The 19,941-nt window shown below is 66.3% G+C and carries 21 protein-coding genes and 1 riboswitch; of the genes, 8 read left to right on the forward strand and 13 right to left on the reverse strand.

The window, feature by feature from the left end; all coding sequences use genetic code 11:
• Positions 1-469 precede the first annotated feature (469 nt).
• From MSB02_RS04390 to MSB02_RS04400, 3 genes are read left to right on the forward strand one after another with little or no spacing between them, the layout of a single operon-like run.
• Positions 470-3,625, forward strand: coding sequence for a molybdopterin-dependent oxidoreductase (locus tag MSB02_RS04390; RefSeq protein ID WP_267193984.1), 3,156 nt, complete (start codon positions 470-472; stop codon positions 3,623-3,625).
• Positions 3,626-3,628: 3 nt separating this feature from the next.
• Entirely contained in the window at positions 3,629-4,453 is an 825-nt protein-coding gene (locus MSB02_RS04395; protein ID WP_267193985.1) for a 4Fe-4S dicluster domain-containing protein, read from the forward strand.
• Positions 4,453-5,130: a cytochrome b/b6 domain-containing protein gene (locus MSB02_RS04400; RefSeq protein WP_267193986.1), complete on the forward strand. Its 678-nt coding sequence runs from the start codon at positions 4,453-4,455 to the stop codon at positions 5,128-5,130. The genes MSB02_RS04395 and MSB02_RS04400 overlap by 1 nt, the downstream gene beginning before the upstream one ends.
• 95 nt (positions 5,131-5,225) lie before the next feature.
• Here MSB02_RS04400 and MSB02_RS04405 read toward each other — a convergent pair whose 3' ends face one another.
• On the reverse strand, positions 5,226-5,675 hold the full coding sequence (locus tag MSB02_RS04405; RefSeq protein WP_267193987.1) for a thioredoxin family protein: 450 nt from the start codon (positions 5,673-5,675) through the stop codon (positions 5,226-5,228).
• A gap of 63 nt (positions 5,676-5,738) precedes the next feature.
• Positions 5,739-6,335 carry a redoxin domain-containing protein gene (locus MSB02_RS04410; protein WP_267193988.1) on the reverse strand — a complete coding sequence of 199 codons (597 nt, stop codon included), beginning with the start codon at positions 6,333-6,335 and terminating at the stop codon, positions 5,739-5,741.
• A gap of 150 nt (positions 6,336-6,485) precedes the next feature.
• Between MSB02_RS04410 and MSB02_RS04415 the strand changes: the two genes are divergently transcribed.
• The 3 genes from MSB02_RS04415 to MSB02_RS04425 all read left to right on the forward strand — a co-directional run bounded on the left by MSB02_RS04415 (position 6,486) and on the right by MSB02_RS04425 (position 8,873).
• Entirely contained in the window at positions 6,486-7,382 is an 897-nt protein-coding gene (locus tag MSB02_RS04415; RefSeq protein WP_267193989.1) for a formate dehydrogenase accessory protein FdhE, read from the forward strand.
• A gap of 109 nt (positions 7,383-7,491) precedes the next feature.
• Complete coding sequence (locus tag MSB02_RS04420; RefSeq protein WP_267193990.1) at positions 7,492-7,947, forward strand: NfeD family protein; 456 nt, start codon at positions 7,492-7,494, stop codon at positions 7,945-7,947.
• A gap of 2 nt (positions 7,948-7,949) precedes the next feature.
• A complete protein-coding gene (locus MSB02_RS04425; RefSeq protein WP_267193991.1) occupies positions 7,950-8,873 on the forward strand; it encodes an SPFH domain-containing protein in 924 nt (307 codons plus the stop codon).
• A gap of 22 nt (positions 8,874-8,895) precedes the next feature.
• Here the strand turns inward: MSB02_RS04425 and MSB02_RS04430 are convergent, their stop codons facing one another.
• The 5 genes from MSB02_RS04430 to MSB02_RS04450 form a co-directional block, all read right to left on the reverse strand.
• A complete protein-coding gene (locus MSB02_RS04430) occupies positions 8,896-10,170 on the reverse strand; it encodes a cytochrome c3 family protein (protein WP_267193992.1) in 1,275 nt (424 codons plus the stop codon).
• Between the two features lie 98 nt (positions 10,171-10,268).
• Positions 10,269-10,943, reverse strand: a complete 675-nt coding sequence (locus tag MSB02_RS04435) for a Rieske 2Fe-2S domain-containing protein (protein ID WP_267193993.1) — start codon at positions 10,941-10,943, stop codon at positions 10,269-10,271.
• Complete coding sequence (locus MSB02_RS04440) at positions 10,940-11,176, reverse strand: glutaredoxin family protein (protein ID WP_267194121.1); 237 nt, start codon at positions 11,174-11,176, stop codon at positions 10,940-10,942. Before MSB02_RS04440 ends, MSB02_RS04435 begins: the two co-directional genes overlap by 4 nt.
• A 36-nt stretch (positions 11,177-11,212) precedes the next feature.
• The gene (locus tag MSB02_RS04445; protein WP_267193994.1) at positions 11,213-11,569 is read right to left on the reverse strand and encodes a hypothetical protein; all 357 of its coding nucleotides are present in this window, start codon (positions 11,567-11,569) and stop codon (positions 11,213-11,215) included.
• A gap of 13 nt (positions 11,570-11,582) precedes the next feature.
• Positions 11,583-11,945: a hypothetical protein gene (locus MSB02_RS04450; RefSeq protein WP_267193995.1), complete on the reverse strand. Its 363-nt coding sequence runs from the start codon at positions 11,943-11,945 to the stop codon at positions 11,583-11,585.
• Positions 11,946-12,122: 177 nt separating this feature from the next.
• Here MSB02_RS04450 and MSB02_RS04455 point away from each other — a divergent pair, with 177 nt between their 5' ends.
• The gene (locus tag MSB02_RS04455; protein ID WP_267193996.1) at positions 12,123-12,890 is read left to right on the forward strand and encodes an MBL fold metallo-hydrolase; all 768 of its coding nucleotides are present in this window, start codon (positions 12,123-12,125) and stop codon (positions 12,888-12,890) included.
• Here MSB02_RS04455 and cobO read toward each other — a convergent pair.
• The 4 genes from cobO to MSB02_RS04475 are packed head-to-tail and all read right to left on the reverse strand — an operon-like array spanning position 12,887 to position 16,637.
• Positions 12,887-13,417 (reverse strand): cob(I)yrinic acid a,c-diamide adenosyltransferase, encoded by a 531-nt coding sequence (gene cobO / locus MSB02_RS04460; protein WP_267193997.1) that lies wholly within the window; start codon positions 13,415-13,417, stop codon positions 12,887-12,889. The genes MSB02_RS04455 and cobO overlap by 4 nt on opposite strands.
• On the reverse strand, positions 13,417-14,679 hold the full coding sequence (locus tag MSB02_RS04465) for an ABC transporter ATP-binding protein (protein ID WP_267193998.1): 1,263 nt from the start codon (positions 14,677-14,679) through the stop codon (positions 13,417-13,419). Before MSB02_RS04465 ends, cobO begins: the two co-directional genes overlap by 1 nt.
• Entirely contained in the window at positions 14,676-15,701 is a 1,026-nt protein-coding gene (locus MSB02_RS04470; protein ID WP_267193999.1) for a FecCD family ABC transporter permease, read from the reverse strand. Before MSB02_RS04470 ends, MSB02_RS04465 begins: the two co-directional genes overlap by 4 nt.
• A 3-nt stretch (positions 15,702-15,704) precedes the next feature.
• A complete protein-coding gene (locus MSB02_RS04475) occupies positions 15,705-16,637 on the reverse strand; it encodes an ABC transporter substrate-binding protein (protein WP_267194000.1) in 933 nt (310 codons plus the stop codon).
• Between the two features lie 156 nt (positions 16,638-16,793).
• Positions 16,794-16,925: riboswitch (cobalamin riboswitch) on the reverse strand.
• A 155-nt stretch (positions 16,926-17,080) separates the two neighbouring features.
• Here MSB02_RS04475 and MSB02_RS04480 point away from each other — a divergent pair.
• Positions 17,081-18,280, forward strand: a complete 1,200-nt coding sequence (locus MSB02_RS04480; protein ID WP_267194001.1) for an aminotransferase class I/II-fold pyridoxal phosphate-dependent enzyme — start codon at positions 17,081-17,083, stop codon at positions 18,278-18,280.
• A gap of 3 nt (positions 18,281-18,283) precedes the next feature.
• Here MSB02_RS04480 and MSB02_RS04485 read toward each other — a convergent pair whose 3' ends face one another.
• Both MSB02_RS04485 and MSB02_RS04490 read right to left on the reverse strand, forming a co-directional pair.
• Positions 18,284-18,913, reverse strand: coding sequence for a hypothetical protein (locus MSB02_RS04485; RefSeq protein ID WP_267194002.1), 630 nt, complete (start codon positions 18,911-18,913; stop codon positions 18,284-18,286).
• A 154-nt stretch (positions 18,914-19,067) separates the two neighbouring features.
• Positions 19,068-19,940 carry a patatin-like phospholipase family protein gene (locus MSB02_RS04490; protein WP_267194003.1) on the reverse strand — a complete coding sequence of 291 codons (873 nt, stop codon included), beginning with the start codon at positions 19,938-19,940 and terminating at the stop codon, positions 19,068-19,070.
• Between the last annotated feature and the right edge of the window lies 1 nt (position 19,941).

Below are 19,941 nucleotides of genomic sequence, written 5' to 3' on the forward strand. Positions count from 1 at the left end.
TCGTAAGCTCGGATAATGATGCATAAGATGTGGCACTGTACGAATATTGAAGGGTTCACCGTATGTGGAACGAATAGCCCGGATTGGGGGCATTCTGTAGCGCAGACACTTTGCAACTTCTGTTACACATGTGATACGCTCTGCGCCTGGTAAGGGGGTAGCGTGAGAGTCGGCATACTCTGCGCATCGAACAGGACAGTGCACGACGAGCGTCACGGTCGCGCCGCATAGGCGGCTGCCCGTGGCGTTTTTTTGTCGTGCACTGTCCGGCGGGCACCCGGCCGCCGCGTTCTCTCTTACCACGAGACCTTGTCATGACGGGGGTCTGCACGCAGACCCATGCAGCCCGGGGCCCAGGGGGGCCGTCCGGGAAGCGTGATGCGAGCGAGGAAGGAGGTGCAGCGAGAACGCTCCAACGTGGTTCGACACATTCGAATCCGATCACAGACGTGAAGTAGGGAGGGAAAGCGTGAACCTTTCGAGGCGAGGATTCTTCAAGCTCACCGGTGCGTCATTCGCCGCCGGTGCGCTGGCCGAGCTGTTCGGCCCCTCGAACGCGTTCGCTGCTGATGAGGTTCCGGAGATGCGTATCGCCGGGGCCACGGAGTCGACATCGATCTGCTGCTACTGCGGTGTCGGCTGCGGGATGGTCCTGTCCGTCAAGGATGGCGAGCTCATCAACCTTGAGGGCGACCCGGACCACCCCATCAACAGAGGCGCGTTGTGTTCAAAGGGCAATGCCCAGTTCAACATCCGCAACGTCTACGATCCCGAGACCGGTGAGCTCATGCTCAACCCGGCTCGCGTCACCAAGGTGAAGTACCGCGCACCTAAGGCGACCGAGTGGGAAGAGGTCGAGTGGGATTGGGCGATCACGGAGATCGCGAAGCGCGTCAAGGCGACCCGTGACGCGAACTACACCGCCGTCGATGAGAACGGCGTGACCGTCAACCGGTGCGAAGCCATCGGTAACCTCGGCGGCGCGGCGCTTGACGGCGAAGAGGGCTACGTGGTGCAGAAACTCGCGCGCGCGCTCGGCGTGACGTGGATCGAACACCAGGCCCGTATATGACACAGCGCCACGGTCCAAGGTTTGGGCCAATCATTCGGGCGCGGTGCCATGACGAACCACTGGGTGGACCTCAAGAACTCTGACGTCGTGATGGTCAACGGCAGTAACGCCGCAGAGAACCACCCGATCTCCATGAAGTGGGTGCAGGAAGCGAAGAACGCCGGTGGCAAGCTGATCGTGGTCGACCCGCGCTTCAGCAGGAGCGCCGCGGTCGCCGATCTCTATGCCCCGATCCGTACCGGCACCGACATCGCCTTCTACGGCGGCTTCTTCAATTACATCATGGAGAACGGTCTGTACCACGAGGAGTACGTCAAGAACTACACGAACGCGTCCTACATCGTGAAGGAATCGTACTCGTTCGAAGACGGCCTCTTCTCGGGCTACGACGACTCCAAGCGCAAGTACGACGCCACCGCGTGGGCATACGAGGTGGACGAGGAAGCGCCATGGGACACGTCGGAGACAGGCGCGTACTCATGGGTCAACAAGCCGGGCACGCCGGCTTTCGCTCCGCCGGTCTACAAGAAGGCGAAGACCGACCCCACGCTCCAGGATCCGCGCTGCGTCTGGCAGCTCATGAAGAAGCACTTCTCCCGCTACACGCCGGAGCTCGTCTCTTCGATCACCGGTATGCCGCAGGACGTCATGCTCCAGGTGTGGGACCTCTATGGCAGCACCGGTCAGCCCGGCAAGGCCGGCACGATCATGTACGCGATGGGGCAGACGCAGCACACGTACGGCTCGCAGAACGTGCGCTCGATGGCGATCATGCAGCTCCTGCTCGGCAACATGGGTATCTGCGGCGGTGGCGTGAACGCGCTCCGTGGCGAGTCGAACGTTCAGGGTTCGACCGACATGGCGATGCTGTTCCACATCATCCCCGGCTACAACCCCACGCCGAAGGCTGCTGATCACCCCACGCTAGCCGCGTACTTCGAGAAGACCACGGTGCCCAACGGCTACTGGACCAACCGGCCCAAGTTCATCGTGAGCTACCTCAAGGAGCTCTACGGCGACTACGCCACGCTCGAGAACGACTACGCGTATGACATGATGCCCAAGCTCGACGGCACCAACCACAGCCATATCGCGATGTTCGAGCACATGGAAGCCGGCAAGATGGAGGGTCTGTTCCTCTGGGGTCAGAACCCGGCCGTTGGTGGCCCGAACTGCTCCCAGGAGCGCAGGGCCATGGAGAAGCTGAAGTGGATGGTTTCGATCGACCTCTGGGAGACCGAGACCGCCATCTTCTGGAGCGACAAGGCCAACGTCGATCCCACCACGATCGACACCGAGGTCTTCATGCTCCCCGCCGCTTGCCACTACGAGAAGTCGGGCGAGGTCGCGAACTCGGGTCGCTGGATCCAGTGGCGCTACAAGGCCGTCGAGCCTCCCGGAGAGGCCAAGGACGACCTCGAGATCGCAACCGAGATCTACCTCAAGATCAAGGATCTCTACGAGGCCGAGGGTGGCGCGAACCCCGAGCAGATCACCAAGCTCAACTGGGACTACCTGGACGCAGACGGTCACGCCGACGTCCGCAAGGTAGCCCGCGCGATCAACGGCTACACCGTGGCGGACAACACGTTGGTGGCGAACTTCACCAAGCTCGGCGCCGACGGCACCACCGCATGTGGTAACTGGATCTACAGCGGCTACTACAACAAGGAGGAGAGCTGGGAGGATCCGTCCACCCAGCCCACCGGTGCACGCGACAACACCGACAACCCGGGCGATGGCCTGGAGAAGCCGATCGGTTCGTATCTCGGCTGGTCGTTCGCGTGGCCTGTCAACCGCCGCATCATCTACAACCGCGCTTCAGCGGATCCCTCGGGCAAGCCCTACAACGAGGACAAGGTCATCGTTGCGTGGGATGGCGAGAAGTGGCTCCGCAACGACGTGCCCGACTTCGGCTGGAACAAGGTGCTGCCTGACGGCACCAACCAGGCGATCCCGCCCAACACCACCGCGTTCATGATGAACGCCGAGGGTGTCAGCCGGTTCTTCGCCTCGGGCAACGCCGATGGTCCCTTCCCGGAGCACTACGAGCCCTTCGAGTCCCCGGTGGAGAACCAGATGTCGAGCACGCAGTTCAACCCGGCCGCAGTGGTGGTCGAGTCGGCTGCGAAGACGCGCGGCACGTACGAGGACTTCCCGATCGTCATGACCACCTTCCGTCTCACGGAGCACTGGCAGACCGGCGGTCTCACCCGCAACCTGCCGTGGCTCGTCGAGACCATGCCCAAGATGTTCGTCGAGCTCTCCAAGGAGCTCGCCGAGGAGAAGGGCATCGTCTCCGGCGATAACGTGGTCATCCAGAACAACCGCGGTGCGATCACGGCGTTCGCCATGGTCACCAACCGCATCAAGTCGCTCGACGTTGCGGGCAAGAAGATCCACCAGATCGCCGCTCCGTGGCACTGGGGCTACGGCTCCACCTGCTCCGTGGGTGGTATGGCCAACGACCTGACCCCGAACGTCGGTGATGCGAACACCTGGATCCCCGAGTACAAGTCGTTCCTGGTCGATATCCGGAAGCAGGAGGTGTGATAAATGGCTGAGACGGCAATCATGTACGACAGCTCCAAGTGCACCGCCTGCAAGGGTTGCCAGGTGGCGTGCAAGCAGTGGAACCAGCTTCCTTCTCCACTGTCGAGTGAGTTGTTCGAGTACACGGAGAGCTTCCAGGCTCCGAGAGACCTCGGTTCGAACACCTGGCTGATCATCAACTTCAGCGAGGAAGACAAAGAGATCGGGATCGACTGGAACTTCATGCGCAACTCGTGCTTCCACTGCACGGATGCCGCGTGTGAGATGGCCTGCCCCGTGGGCGCCATCTCCCACAAGGACAACGGCGCGGTCGTGATCGATCAGGACAAGTGCATCGGATGTCGCTACTGCGTGGCGTCCTGCCCGTTCGATGTCCCGCGCTGGGACGAGGCCAAGAACAAGACCTTCAAGTGCTGGCAGTGCTTCGACCGCACCTCGGCCGGACGCGCGCCCGCATGCGTGAGCACCTGCCCCACCGACGCCCTGCAGTTCGGCGATCGTGCGGAGATGCTCGGTCTGGCCAGGGAGCGTGTGAGCGAACTCAAGGCAGCTGGATTCGACAAGGCTGAGATCTACGGCGAGGACGAGCTCGGCGGCCTCCACACCATCGTGGTGGCTCACCGGGGTCTCGAGGCCCACGGCCTCATCCGCGACCCGAAGATCGGTCTCACCGACTTCTGGCAGTTCCTTAAGCCGCTCGGCGCCATCGGCGCTGGCGCGACCGTTCTCGGTCTCGGCTTCTCGTACTTCATGGCACGCGACTACGATCGCGGCGAGTACTCGTACGATGAGGCGACCGACACCGTGTCCGTCAAGGAGGTGGAATAGTGAGGTACATCCAAAGGCATAGCGCGTTCGCACGCGGCCTTCACTGGATCCACACCATCGCCTGCTTGTCGCTGTTCGCGACCGGACTGATCCTCTTCATTCCGTCCGTGGCGGCGGCCGTTGGCACGGCTACGGTCCAGGGCGCGCGCATGGTCCATCGCGTGATGGCTGTGATCTTCATCGTGGCTCCGATCGTGTCCATGATCATCAGCCCCAAGGGCTTCGTCCACCTGTGGAACAGCCTGTTCTTCAAGTGGGATGCTGACGACAAGGAGTTCATGAAGAAGTTCTTCCCGTACTTGCTCTTCGGCGCGAAGCAGCACATGCCGCCGCAGAAGATCAACAAGTCGGGTCAGGGTGCTGTCGACGGCGTGCTGATCTTCGCCTCCGTCTTCATCTCCCTCACCGGTGTGGTGCTGTGGTGGCCGGAGTTCTTCGGCGGCCCCACCAGCGGGCTGTTCCAGTGGAGCCTCGTGCTGCACTCCGGCCTCATGATCCTCATCGGGGTCATCATGCTCGCGCACATCTACCTGGGCGCTGGCATCTTCCAGCCGTACAAGGGTTCCGGCAAGCTGATGTTCGGCAACGGTCGCGTGACCGAGTCGGATGCTCTGTACCACTGGGGCCACTGGGCCAAGGACGAGCTCAAGAAGGGCGACAATGTGATCGTGGAGTAACCCTCCACAACGTTCGCCCAGCACGACGAGAGGGCCGGATCCCGACGGGGATCCGGCCCTCTCCCTACGCCCCCCTTCGGGGAGCGATACGCGTGCTACTCGGCCTCGGTGCCGCCCGTCGTGGGAATCTCCTCGCGGGGACCTGCCGATTCACCGGTGACATCGGCGATGCCACGCTCGATGAAGGTCACCATGTTCTCCTCGGTGGCCGCCCCTGCAACGCGGTCGAGCTCGTTGCCCTCACCATCGAGCAACACGAACGTCGGAGTGATGAACACGCCGAACTCATCGGCCTTCGCAAGGCCTTCGGGCGTGGAGACGTCCACGATCTCGAACTCCTGGATCTGGGGCTCATACTCCTCGCGCAGACTGTCCACCGTGGGCTCCATGGCCTGGCAGAACGGACAGTCCGGGTCGAAGAACTGGATGAAGTGCAGCGGCGCCTTCTCCTCCGCCTCGGTCCCCGACCCGTCACACCCGGCGAGTCCGAGCACCAGCATCGCGGACAGGGCCAACGCCAGCACAACGATTACCGATCGCCTCATGACACCCTCCCATCGTGCCGCGCAGCGCGCGGCGTCCCCTTACCATTCCTTCTCCGGCCCTGGCTACTGGCCCGACTGCTCTTGGTACAGGTCGTCGACCTCGACCTTCATCGCCTCCACGTCACGCGGCTCGTTGAGCCCTGTGTGCTGCGTGAAACGCACCACACCCTCCTTGTCGATCAGGAAGCTCCAGCGATTCGCGATCTTGGTTCGGGGACTGAACGCTCCGTATGCCGGCATGACCGTCCTGTCCCAGTCGGACAGGAGATCGAACGGGAGCTCCAATTGCTTACGGAACTCGGCGTGCGAGGCCCATCCGTCAGCGCTGATGCCGAAGACCTCTGTGTCGCGCTCCTGGAAGTACTCGTAGTTGTCACGGTACCCGGACAGCTCCCCTTCTCAAACAGGAGTGAAATCGGCGGGATAGAACACGAGGATCACGTTCTTCACGCCCTTGTAGTCAGACAGCGCGACGGTGGACTGCTCCTGGTTCTTGAGACGGAAGTCGGGCGCCACCGTGCCCACTTCCAGCCCGTTCTGCTCGCCGACATCGCCGTTGTCGGCACTGCCAGATCCGCTCTCTCCCGCGCTGCAACCACCGATCGCCAGTACGGCGGTCACAGCAACGGCGACGATGAGAACGACCGACTTCGCCCTCATGCCCCATCACCCCCTGCCAAGGTGTAAAATGGCCCGGTTGGCCTGTTTCTCATTGTAACCCCCTGGACCCGCATCCGGCACATGCGACTCGGCTTCACCAGGGTGGTACCGGCCAGGGTAAGGGACCCAACAGAAGCCATTGGAGGTACTATGACCAACGCCGCACGCAGTAAGGCGATCGAGCACTACGTCGCCGCACGACCCGACTTCGAGCAGCAACTCGGATTCTTCGAAGCACTGTGGGCCGCCCAGGACGAGATCGCCACAGACGCGGTCGAGTACGCGCCAGCTTCCACCGAGGAGACCGTCAGCGCGCTGCGCAAGACGCGCACGCTCTTCTCACTCGTTCCACCCACGATCCCGCTCGAGCCCTATCGCGCCGCAGTGCGGCGCATCGCGGGACTGATGGCCGAGCGCGCCGGACTCCCGGAGGAGCAGAGCGCGGGCCTCGTAGAGGCGGATCTCGCGGACGCCATCTCCGAGGAGGGCCTCGATGCGATGCTCTCCGGCTTCGACGCCTTCGTGAGCGCTGTGATGGCCGAGGTTGATGACGACCGCCTTACCGAACCGCTGGTGTTCTTCGTCCTGTCCGAGGCGGCCACGCCGTTCTTGCGTCAGCCCGCCGCCGATGCGGTGAAGGCCGCCGGCGACTTCGACTGGCTCCAATACGACTCCGGACTGTGTCCCGTATGCGGCACTCCCGCTGCCTCAGGCGTGGTCCGCGATGAGGGCGAGCTGCAGGGTGGCCGCAGGTGGCTGAGCTGCCCCACCTGCCGCACGCAGTGGGAGTACGCCCGCGTGCGCTGTGCGCGATGCGGCCATCGTGAGCAGGCCAACCTCGAGTATCTCTACGACGAGCACGACCCCGGACACCGGCTCCACACCTGCAAGAAGTGCAACGGGTACATCCCGGTGACGTTCGAGAAGCAGACCACCGTGATCGCCGTCCCAGAGGTCGAAGAGGTCATCATGGTCCCGCTGGAGCAGGTGGCCACGTCGCGCGGCCTCTCCCCTCTCGGCGACGATGTGACCGAGACCGCCAACTAGGACCAGCGCGAACGCGCATGACGAACCGCCTGCGGCCAGCCTGCGGGCGGTTCGTTCTTGTGCTCTCTCGGGTACTCTTGTGTAAGTACCTCTGACAAGGAGGAGTCGCATGGACGTGTGGTTCTGGATCTGGGCCGCGCTTGCGGCCGTATTGATCGTGGGCGAGATCTTCACCGCCGGGTTCTTCCTGCTGCCGTTCGGACTGGGCGCGGCCGCTGCCGCGGTCCTGGCGCTCGTGGGTGCCTCGATCGGCTGGCAATGGGGCGTCTTCCTCGCCCTGTCCGCCGTGCTCCTGCTCAGTCTGCGGCGCTTCGCCGACAAGATCACGCACGAACCTCCCGAGAAGGTCGGTGTCGACCGGCTCATCGGCAAGGAGGGCGTCGTCATCGAGACGATCGAGCCTGGTGACGGCACCGGCCGCGTGCGCATCGAGCGCGAAGAGTGGCGGGCCGACTCGGCCGGGGGCCAGAGCCTCGCAGTGGGCGCGCATGTCGCTGTGGAGCGCGTCTCCGGAACGCACCTGATCGTACGAGCGGCACACGAGATCGCCGAGACAAAGGAGTAGCCATGGAAGGCGCGATCGCATTCGTCATCTTCTTCGGCCTGATCGTCCTATCGGTCCTGTTCATCTGGGCGATCGCCGGTATCCGCATAGTGCGCCCGTACGAGAAGGGCCTGATCGAGCGGCTCGGCAAGTACCAGCGCACAGCCGACTCGGGTCTCACCATCATCGTGCCGGTCATCGACAAGATGACCAAGGTGGATATGCGCGAGAACGTCGTCGACGTGCCGCCGCAGGAGGTCATCACCAAGGACAACGTCGTGGTGACCGTGGACGCCGTGGTCTACTACGAGGCCACCGACCCGGTGAAGCTCGTCTACAACGTGGCGAACTTCTACCTCGCGGCCACCAAGCTCGCCCAGACCAACCTGCGTAACGTGATCGGCGAGATGCAGCTGGACGAGTCGCTCACCAGCCGCGAGCAGATCAACGCCGCCCTGCGGCAGATCCTCGACGACGCCACCGACAAGTGGGGCGTGCGTATCGTGCGAGTGGAGCTGCAGCGCATCGAGCCGCCGGTGGACGTGACCGAAGCGATGCACCGTCAGATGAAGGCCGAGCGCACCCGCCGTGCCGTCATCCTCGAGGCCGACGGAGACAAGCAGGCCGCGATCACCCGTGCCGAGGGCTCCAAGCAGTCGGCGATCCTCGAGGCCGAGGGCCAGGCGGAAGCGATCAAGCGCGTGGCGGAGGCCGACAAGTTCCAGAAGCTCACGGTGGCCGAGGGCGAAGCGCTCGCCATCAAGAGCGTGTTCGGCGCCATCCACGAGGGCGACCCCAGCAACGACCTCATCGCCATCCGCTACCTGGAGGCGCTCAAGGCCATCGCCGACGGACCCGCCAACAAGGTGTTCCTGCCGATGGAGGTCTCCGGGATCATGGGCTCGATCGGCGGGATCGCGGAGCTGTTCAAGGAGAAGACGGAGTAGGGCCTCACGCGGAGGTCGCGGGCTACGGCAGCTGCGACATCGGATGGCAGTTGAGGCAGAGATCGTCGTACTCCTCAACGAGCATCCGGCGGTTCTCGGTCTCGTGCGGGAAGTTCTGGAACATCGGGTTGTCCGCGGTCGCGGTCGTCCACTCCGAGAGTGTCCAGTCCCACACGACACCATCGCCATACTCCACAACGAACGGCTCGGCCCGCGCAGAGCCGTCGGCTGCAAGGTCCCCTACGTAACGGCTGTCCTCGTGACACTGCTGGCAGATGGGGTAGTGACCGTCCTGACCGCCGTCCCCGGTGGTGCGTGGATACGGCATCAGATAGCCCCGGTTGCCGAGGTCGAACACGGCGCTCCCGTGCAGTGATGGCGCGACCGACGTCGTCCTGCCGAGTCCGTCGATCACGGTGTTCGACGTCAGCACGTCCACGGCGTCGAGCACCGGGAGCGCGTCATAGACATACGTGGTCTCCACCGGATGGTTATGCACCGGCCCATCGGATCCGCGACCTGCATGGCACGCAAGACACCACTCGCTGCCGTACTCTGCAACGGATCCCGTAGCGCCGCCTGGTGAACGACGCAACAGCTTCGTCGAGGTGGGGTTGGAGAGATGGTAAACGGGTTCGTCGAGCGGAGCATCGTCCCGGTTGGCGGCGCGGACCCTCACGCGCTCTCCCGTGAACGGCGCCACCACATCGGCGCCGTGAGGGCTGTGGCAGTCGGTGCAGACGAGGAAACCGCTCGCGCCGCTGAACACCCGTGTGTCGTCGCTACCGCCAGAGATCGGATCCCCGCCGGGCACCACGTTCGTGACGTCGATGCGATGCCCTCCGCCGGAAGCCGCCCCCGTTCGCGCCGCCACTGTGCCGTACACTCCCCAGCCGCCCGTTCCATCGTGGCAGGTCTCGCATGTCGCCTTGATGGTCGCGGCAGGGAGCAGCAGGACAGCGTTGGCGGGCGACTTGTGGACCGTGTGGCAGTTCTGACACTTGCTCGTGGTCGTCGTGTAGCCCTGATGGGGTCCAGCCTTCTCGGCGAACGAGTAGCCCAGCGAGCCATCGGCGCCGTGACACTCGGTGCAATCGCCCGCGGACGGATCGATGGTCGGAAGAGGATCGAAATCGTCATGGCACGTCCAGCATGAGTACCCGTCACCTGTGATGTCGTTGGGCTCGCGATAGGCGTGCGCGTGCGGACCGCACGTCGCCAAGAGGCCCAGGGCGACAGTGACTATGGCGCACGCCCGTACAACGGGCGTGCGGAAGCGGCTCGCGCTGGTGACCATGTTCCCCCTGTTAGGTGCAGCCCCGCTGCCAGTACCTGTTCGGCGCTGACGTCCGTGCTCCTGCAGGATACCGTAACGTTCGCTCGAAGTCCCTGCGGCTACGCGGCCATCACCACGAACACAAGGCCGTCCCGAGCGACGACCGGATACGTCCGTACATCGGCATCAGGATGGTCCGTGTGCCCCGTTCGGACGTCGTACCGCCAACCATGCCATGGGCACATCACCTCGTAGCCGTCGAGCGTGCCGCCGGAAAGCGGCCCGAACGCGTGAAGGCATACATTGGAGAGCGCGAAGAACTCGTCACCCACGCGGGCGACCGCTATGTCGGTGGTGCCGATCTTCACCAGCTTCATGGAGCCGGACGGGATATCGGCCACCCGGCAGACGGGCACCTCCACGGGCGTGCCGGGCTCGGGCTCCTCGATCACGCCGAGCAGCGCATCGGGGTCCTCCACGTCGCTCCGCACGAACAGCCCGCACCAACACTTGCCCATACCCGCGAACCGCACCGCGTGGAACACGATGCAGGGGCAGACGATGCGCGCATCCTCCTTGGGGTTGCCGGTGCGCATGCGGCACGGGCAGTACACATCGCCGGTCTCCTCGAGGATCTCGAGTTCCGATGAGAGCACGGCATCCACGAACTCGACATCGGGGTTGAACACGTAGCCGAGCGATGCCGCATACGGCCCCATGTACGCCTTGAGGTCCTCCGCCGAGGTCCCGGGCGCGAAGCGTCGGCGCACCGGACGGTCGTCTTCCCCGCTCACAGGTCCAGCTGCTTCTTCATCGCCGCCTTGTTGAAGCCCACGATCACCTCGTCGCCGACCAGCAGCACCGGGAACGAGGTGCCACCCGACAGCCGCTTCACCTCGGCCACCACGGTCGTCCGCTCATCGCCCTCGAGCAGGTCGACGTCGATGGCGTCGTACTCGACCTCGTTGTCATCGAGGTACTTCTTCGTCATCCGGCAGTACGGGCAGGTGGAAAGCGCATACAACATGACGGACACGGCTGCCTCCTTGCGTGGGTCGGCTTGTCAGTTCGTGAACGTGCTGACAGGCGGTTCGTCCTTCTCCATCTCGATCTTGCGCCAATGGTAGAGATACAGAGGCCCTGCGATGACCACGAGCGCGATGTTGCCGGCGAGGTCGAGCACTCCCTGGCGCGTGGACTGCGCCTGCCAGCGACGCTGCTGCTCCTCGATGTCCGCCTCGGTCATCTCCCCGCCGACCTTCACCGGCGCATAGGGGTCGAAGTACGCCCCCGGGTCGGGATACGCAAGCTCGACGGCGGTGCGGACCACGCCGGCGGCCCCGACGATCACCATGATGAGCGTGATCAGGCATACGACGTACAGATAGATGTTCCTCAGCGACCACCGGGCGTCTGACACGGCAACCACCCTCTCACGCCGCGCCGGGGGCGGCAGGCTCTGTGGACCGGGGCTTCTCCAGCTCGATCTTGCGCCAGTGGTAGACGTAGATGGGGCCCGCGATGAAGACGTACGACAGGCTGCCGACGAGCGAAATCACCGCATATCGCCTGGCCGAGTCCTCCTGGGTCTTCTGCTGGCTCTCCCACTCCTCGTCGCTGTAGAGCGGGTCGCCCTCCTCGTCCACAGGCCGCTCCATGTAGTAGCCCGGGTCCGGATAGATCATGTCAACGATGCTCCGCACCGCCGTTGCCGCGCCCACGATCACCATGATGAGCGTGATCAGGCAAACCAGATACAGGTAGATGTTCCTGAGCGACCACCGATCGTTCGCCATCACGCGCTCCTCGTCGTTCCGGGTGCCGGCGCCGCGCACCCCGCGCGGACCGAACGGACGTGTGGATGTCCGTGTTGCGAGTGTATTCCCCCAGCGGGCCGGAGAGCCACACCACATGTCAGGCGGACGCGGTACAATCCCTCGCATGTCCAAGCACATCACCATCGAGGCGCACCGGTGCGCCTGACCATTCTCGCCTCCGGTTCGTCCGGCAATGCGGCCCTCGTCGAGTCGGGCGGACGGGCCATACTCCTGGATGCGGGCATCTCGGCCCGGGAGACGCTGCGCCGCCTCACCGTGGCGGGCGGCGCCGACGCGCGCATCGAGGCGATCGTGCTCACCCACGAGCACTCCGACCACGTGCGCGGCGTCCGGGTGCTCGCACGCAAGCTCGGCGTACCCGTCTACGGCACTGCCGGCACGCTCCAGGCGATCGCGAGCTCGCTTGCCGACGTGCCGGAGACCGTGACGATAGACCGTCGCGACCGGTTCTCCCTGGCCGGCATGAAGATCACGGTGTTTCCGAGCGCTCACGACGCCGCAGACCCATGCGGGTACGGCTTCGAGAGCAGACGGGGGCATCGTGTGGTGGTCACCACCGATACGGGCGTGATCACCGCCGAGGCCGCCGAGGTTCTCGCAGGCGCTCATGTGATCGGCATCGAGGCCAACCACGACCGCCTGATGCTCGACACCGGGCCGTATCCACCGTTCCTCAAACGGCGGATCGCGGGAGGCACCGGCCACCTCTCCAACGACGCCGCCGCGGACGCCCTCAGGGCCGCTGCATGGCGCGGGCTCTCGCAGGTCTTCGCGATGCACATCTCGGAGCAGAACAACTCCCCGCAGGCGGCCCAGACGGCTCTTGCGCGCACGCTCCGCAGCCAGTCGCAGACGGCGCTCGAGATTGTGTGCCGGGGGCAGATCGCGGGCTGCTCGCTCTAGAACTCGATCCCCTTGCGAGCCGCCACGCCCTGATCGAACGGATGCTTCACCAGCGTCATCTCCGTCACGAGGTCCGCTCGCTCGATGACGGGCTCCGGGGCTCCCCGCCCCGTGAGCACCACTTCCACCGTGGGATAGCGTGCATCGAGCACCGCGAGCACGTCGTCGGTCTCCACGAGGCCGTATCGCATCGCCACGTTGATCTCATCCAGCACCACGAGGTCGTACCGGTCGCCGGAGAGGGCGTCTTTGGCGATCGACCACGCCTCGGCCGCAGCGGCACGGTCATCGTCATGGATGCCATCGCCGAGGAGACCGGTGGGGCGCTCGGCAGGACGCTCCACGCGCACGCCCATACGCTCCAGCACGCCAAGCTCGCTCGAACGGTCGCCGCCCTTGACGAACTGCACGAACGCCACGCGCAGCCCCGCACCCGCCGCCCGGACGGCAAGCCCCACCGATGCGGTCGTCTTGCCCTTGGCGTCTCCTGTGTAGACCTGTATCAGCCCGCGCTCGAGCGCTGCCATCACGCCTCCGTCCGTATGAGGCGCTCCACAGCGCCCGCCGCCTCTGCTTCTGTGTCTACCCGCACCGCCCCATGCGCGAGCGCCGTCTCCCAGAGACGGGTCGCCACGCCGCCGGTGAAGTCGCGGCCGCCGTCCATCCCGCCCACCAGCACGAGCGGCCGCCCGCTCGCGACCGCCGCGTCCAGATTGGGCAGGTTGGCGCCGCCGAAGGGTGTTGGACAGACCACGACGCACGCACAGCGGCCGTAGCCCTCGCGGACACGGATCGACTCCGCTTCGCCGATCTGCCCGAACGCGGGCAGCAGCTCGATCACCGCGCCCACGGCCTCGGCCACGGCCTGATCCACGTCGCCCTGGTTGAGCGCGCCCGCGTACAGCGGATGGCCGGCGAGCGCGAGCTGCCGCATGATGCCCGCACCCGTCCCGGAGCCGCAGACGAGACCCACCGGGGGCCCGGCCACAGCCGGAGCGAGGTCGGCGCCACGCACCACCGGGGTCACCGCCACGCTCCCCGTGACAGGATCGGTGCGCACCACGGCCCTCACGCCGAAGACATCGGAGACCACTTGCGCATCAAGCGCTTCGGCCGGGGGCGCCGGAGAGGTGACCCCTCCGTCCGCCACGATGCTTATGCGGTCCGCATAACGCGCAGCCAGGCCGAGGTCGTGGAACACGCCGAGGACCGCCATGCCGTCATCGGTGAGCGAGCGCACCAGCTCGAGCACCTGGAGCGCGTGGTTGAGGTCGAGGTGGCTCGTGGGCTCGTCGAGCAGCAGCACGCGCGGCTGCTGCGCGAGCGCCTGCGCGAGCGTGAGCCGCTGCAGGTCGCCGCCCGAGAGCTCATCGGCGGCCTCATCGGCCAGACGGGCGGTGTCGGTGCGTGCCATCACGTCGTCCACGATCGCACTGTCAGCCGGACCCGGATCCGCCAGCCTCCCGAGGTGCGCGTGGCGTCCCATCTCCACATACGCGCGCGCTGTGAACGCGAAGGACGCGGCCTGCGTCTGCGGCACCACGCCCACCAGTCGCGCCCGCTCCCGCTCGGCCATACGCACGAGGGAGACACCATCCCACGTGATGTCGCCCGCGGTGACCGTGGCGTTGCCCGTGACGGCGCGCAGCAACGTGGACTTCCCCGCCCCGTTGGGGCCCACGAGCCCCACGAACTCGCCGGGGGCCACCGCGAACGAGGCGCCCGTCACCACGGCGCGCTCCCCGTATCCCACTGACGCATCGCGGAACTCGAGCGCGTGGCCGCTCATCGCGCACGCTCTTTGCGAAGCAGGATCCACAGGAAGAACGGGCCGCCGGCGAGCGCCGTGACGATGCCTACGGGGATCTCCACGGGCGCAAGGACGATGCGCGCCAGGAGGTCGGCCACCACGAGCACGATCGCCCCTGCGAGCACCGAGGCGGGCAGCAGCAACCGGTGCCGGGGACCGAGCGCGAGTCGCACCATATGCGGCGTCATGAGGCCCACGAAGCCGATGAGACCCGAGACCGACACGGCGCCTGCCACGACGAGCGAGGCCGATGCCAGCACCACCATCTTGAACCGCTCCACCGACACGCCCAGCTGCCCCGCACGCTCGTCGCCGAGGAGCATGAGGTCGAGCTCGCGATGGTAGAGCGCGGGGACCACCGAGCCGATCGCGAGCATCACCGTGAGCGTGCCCACGTGCTCCCACGAGCGGTTCTGCAGTCCGCCCATCATCCAGAAGACGACGCTCGTCATCGACTCGCGATCCGACACCAGCACGAACGAGGTGAGCGCCGAGAGGATGTAGGAGACCGCCATGCCGGCGAGCAGCAGCGACGTTGGGTCGATACGACCACGGCGCGAAGCGAGCCGCACGACAAGCAGCATCGTGAGCCCCGCCCCCACGAACGCTCCTGCCGGTACGCCGATAGCGCGCAGCGCGTAGCTCGAGCCGAGCGCGTACATCGCGAGCGTGGCGCCAAGCCCCGCCCCCGACGACACGCCGAGGATGTACGGGTCGGCGAGCGGGTTGCGGAAGAGCGCCTGGTAGAGCACGCCCGCCAGCGCCAGCGCGGCGCCCACGAGCGCGGCCAGGAGGACTCGCGGCAGCCGCAACTCCATCACCACGGCGTCGGAAAGCGCGCTCCCCTCGCCCGCGATTGCGCGCCCCACCGCCCCGACGACCTCCCCCGGCGAGATCGGCACCGCGCCGAACCCCACGCCCGCGATGATGGCGAGCGCGAGCACCACGGCGAGCCCCGTGATGACGGCTGCGGTACGCGATCTGCCGGGGACGGGCGTCATCGGCTACTCGTCGAACGCTTCGGGATGGAGCGCCTCGGCGATCAGGCGGAGTCCCTCGGCTATACGCGGACCGGGTCGGCTCACCAGGTTGTCATCGAGCACGTAGACCCTGCCTGATGCCACCGCACTGATGGCGTCGAACCCGGGACGGCCCTCGATGTCGCTCGGGTCGCTCATCGAGCCGAGCGTGGCGAGGTAGACGTCGGGGTCGGCCTGCACGAGTTGCTCCACCGAGTACGCCACGTAGCCCTCCTCGGTGACCACGTTCTCGCCGCCGGCGTGCTCGATCAGGTCGTTCAGCAGCGTCCCTGAGCCCACCGTGAAGAGCGGGTCCTGCGCGATCTCCAGGAAGCACCGCACCGGTGCGCCCTCTACCCGCTCGCCAATGTCCTCCACCTGCAATTCGATGGAAGCCACGGTGTCCGCCGCCGCCTCAGACTCGCCGATCACCTCGCCCACGGTCTCGATCGCGCGGCACACGCCGTCGATGTCCTGCGGGTCGATCACCACCACCGACGCGCCCAGCGCCTCGAGCTGCCCCACCACCTCGGCCTGCACCCCGGTGGTCAGGAGCACCACATCGGGATCGAGCGCCGCGATCGCCTCGAGATTGGGGCCGATGAAGTCGCCCACCTTCTCGATGTCGGCCACCTCAGCGGGATAGTCGCAGTACGTGGTGACTCCCACCAACCGGTCGAGCGCGCCCAACTCGGCCACGATCTCGGTGTTGGCGGGCGCCAGGCTCACGATGCGCGCTGGTCGCGCCGCGATCGTCACCTCACGTCCCACGTCGTCGGTCACCGTCACGGGGAATGCGGCCCCGGGAGAGGCCGCCTCTTCCGGCTCCGCGCCGCCGCTGCAGCCGGTGAGCGCGGTGAGCGCCACCAGGAGCAGTGCGGTCCATACAGCGATACCGGTTCGGACCGTTCGTGCCATCGTTCCTCCTTGCGTCTCAAGCCTGCACTTCGGCCGAAGTACTGACGCGCCCCGGACACGAAGAAGACCCTCGCCTGATGGCGGGGTCTCCGTGTCCGAGGTCTCGGTCTCGAAGCGCTGGCTCGAGCGCTGCGATCATGCCTCGTACCACGAAGGCCGCGTCGCACGGTGTAGGCAGGTCTCCTGGCTCGAGGCTCGTTCGCCTCTCACAGTGGCGGGTCCGCGCCGGACTTGCACCGGCTTCCCTATTCTCCCGGTCTCCCGGGCACCTACGCCGTCTTCGGTTGTCCCGGCCATCATAGACCTCTCGCCGAGGCCTGAGAAGTGCGGACCGTTCGGGCGCGCCGGTGAGCCGACGACCGGCGACATCGGCGCTCGCACAAACCGTTACAATGGTGCGACGGCGCTCTGCCGGGGGGCACATACCCGCACGAAAGGCTCACATGGACATCTTCCAGAAGACTACCGACTTCACCGAGGCGCGGGCGGCGCGGGCGTCGGGCTACTACCCGTATTTCCAGGTGATCGAGTCGGAGTCGGACTCCAGCGTCTTCATCGACGGCCAGGAACTGGTGATGCTCGGCTCCAACAACTACCTCGGCCTCACCACGCACCCGCACGTGCGCGAGCGGGCCGCCGAGGCGCTCGCCGCATACGGCACCTCATGCACGGGATCGCGCCTGCTCAACGGCAACCTCGACATCCACGAGGAGCTGGAGGAGCGGCTGGCGCGGTTCGTGGGCAAGGAGCGCGCGCTCGTGTTCTCCACCGGCTTTGGCGCCAACATCGGCACGATCTCGGCGATCGCGGGCCGGCACGACACCGTGGTGATCGACAAGGACGACCACGCCAGCATCTACGACGGCTGCAAGCTCAGCTACGCCAAAGTGGAGCGCTTCGACCACAACAGCGTCGACGGCCTCCGGGCCGCTCTCGACCGCGCCTCGCGCAACGCCAACGGCAACGGCGGCGCCCTCGTGGTGGTGGACGGCGTGTTCTCGATGGAGGGCGACATCGCGCCCCTGCCCGAGATGCTGCCGGTGCTGCGCGAATATGGCGCTCGGATCATGGTCGACGACGCGCACGCGTCGGGTGTGCTCGGGCCGCAGGGCAACGGCACCGCGGCCCACTTCGGCGTGACGGACGACGTGGACCTGATCATGGGGACGTTCTCCAAGAGCTTCGCCTCGCTCGGCGGCTTCATCGCCGGCGACGAGCTCGTGATCGACTTCATCAAGCACAACTCGCGGCCGTTCATCTTCTCGGCGGCCATGGCGCCCCCCAGCGTGGGCGCATGCCTCGGTGCGCTCGACGTGATGGAGAGCGAGCCGCAACACCGCGAGCGGCTCTGGAAGGTCGTAGACCGGATGCAGGCCGGGTATCGCGAGCTGGGCTTCAACACCGGCACGAGCGAGACGCCGGTCATCCCGATCATCCTCGGCGACGAGATGCTCGTGTTCGAGTTCTGGCGCCGGCTGCTGGGCGAGGGCGTTTTCGTGAACCCGGTGCGTCCGCCGGCGGTGCCCCAGGGGCGCGCGCTGCTGCGCACGAGCTACATGGCAACGCACACAGACGCGCAGATGGAGCGGGTGCTCGAGGCGTTCGCCAAGGTGGGGCGGGAGCTCGGAGTGCTGCCCGCGTAGCGGCTACTCGCTCGTCGGCTGCTCGACGCTGCCCCGGCGCGCCACCAGGATCACGATCGCCAGCGCCGCCACCGCGATGCTGCCCACCATGCCGAAGAACCCCACGATGAACGCCGGGTCGCCCGAACTGAAGACCGGGCTGTCGGGGTGGAAGAGGTTGGGCAGCACGAGCACGAGGTACCAGAGCGTCCCGGCCAGTAGCGCGTCGAGCGCCGCCGGCACCTTGGGATGGTCGAAGATGAGCTGCAGCGCGAGGATCACGATCGCCGCGGCCAGGATGCCGAAGGTCATCAGCAGTCGCGGCTCGTCCCACAGGATGCCGCCCCACAGAAGCTGCATCGACAGGATGCCGAGCACGGTGTTCACCACCCACAGCGGCAGCGAGAACCAGCGGAACGCCTCGGCCCAGCGGACGGCTCCCTTCGCGCCGAGCACGTATGCGATGCCGAGGACGCCGGCCAGCGTGAAGGTGCCCATGTTCACCCAGGTGGACGCGCCGTGGAACATCACGAAGCGCACCATCGTACCGAGCCTCGCATCGGGCGGGATGCTCAGGATCGAGACGGCGCAGCCCACCACGGCGATCGCGATGGCTGCATAGAGCGCGGTGCGGGTGGTCTTGACGAGCGGCACGGGGTCTCCTCCGACGATGGGCGCCGCCGGATCGCGGCGCACAGGTGTGGTGCTGGGGCACGGTCAGGGGCATTCTACCAGGACAGCGGCGCTGACCGGACGCGCGGGTCCCGGGTAAGCGCCGAACGGCCGCCGTGCGGTCGCCACCTGCAGGCTACGCGCGCCTTCGCGCCTTGCGGCGGAGCCGTGGCAGCGCGGCGCGCATCGCGATCTCCCCCTGCTCGACGGCGAACGCGACCCGGCCGTACTCGATGCCGGCGAGGTCGTGGACCTCCGGCGAGATGGCCACGTCGGCCTCGCGAACCGCGTAGTGCGCGAGCCGCCCCTCGAACGCCTCGGACACCGCGCCGAGCACGTCGAGCCCCGACGTGCCCCGTTCCACCGTGCCGTTGCCGGTGACCACGGCATGGAGGTCCTTCAGCTTCACCGCGCCGAGCTCGTCCTTCTCCTGGGGCAGCCCCACCGTGCCCGAGCCGCAGACCTCGACCGCGAGCACGGTCTGTCCGCCGAGGTTCCGGGCGAGACTCACGGGAACCGGCTCGGACACATAGCCGTCGACGAGGAGCATGCCGTCCATCCGCACCGGCACGAGCGCGAGCGGCACCGAGATGCTGGCCCTGACCGCGCTGATGAGGTCCCCCGAGGTGAAACGCACCGGCACGTTGCGCACGAGATCGGTGGCCACGCACCCAAAGGGCATCTCGAGTTCCTCGAACGTCTCGGGCAGATGCTTCCGCAGGAACTCCTGCACCTTCTGTCCCGAGAAGACCGCGCCCTTGCTGAGGGCGATCTCGCCGACGCCGGTCACCGAACCGGGGTCGAAGTCGAGTGCGATCCGCTCGATCTCGTCTGCGGGGATGCCGGCCGCGTAGAAGGCGCCCACGAGCGCACCCATGCTGGTGCCCGCGATCACATCCGGGCGCAGCCCCTCGGCCTCGAGCACCTTGAGCACGCCGATGTGCGCGAGTCCGCGCGCGGCGCCGCTACCGAGCGCGAGCCCGATACGCCTTGGCCCGAACAACGACATC

Origin of the sequence: Anaerosoma tenue (assembly GCF_023161965.1) — a bacterium.
Lineage (GTDB): Bacteria > Actinomycetota > Coriobacteriia > Anaerosomatales > Anaerosomataceae > Anaerosoma > Anaerosoma tenue.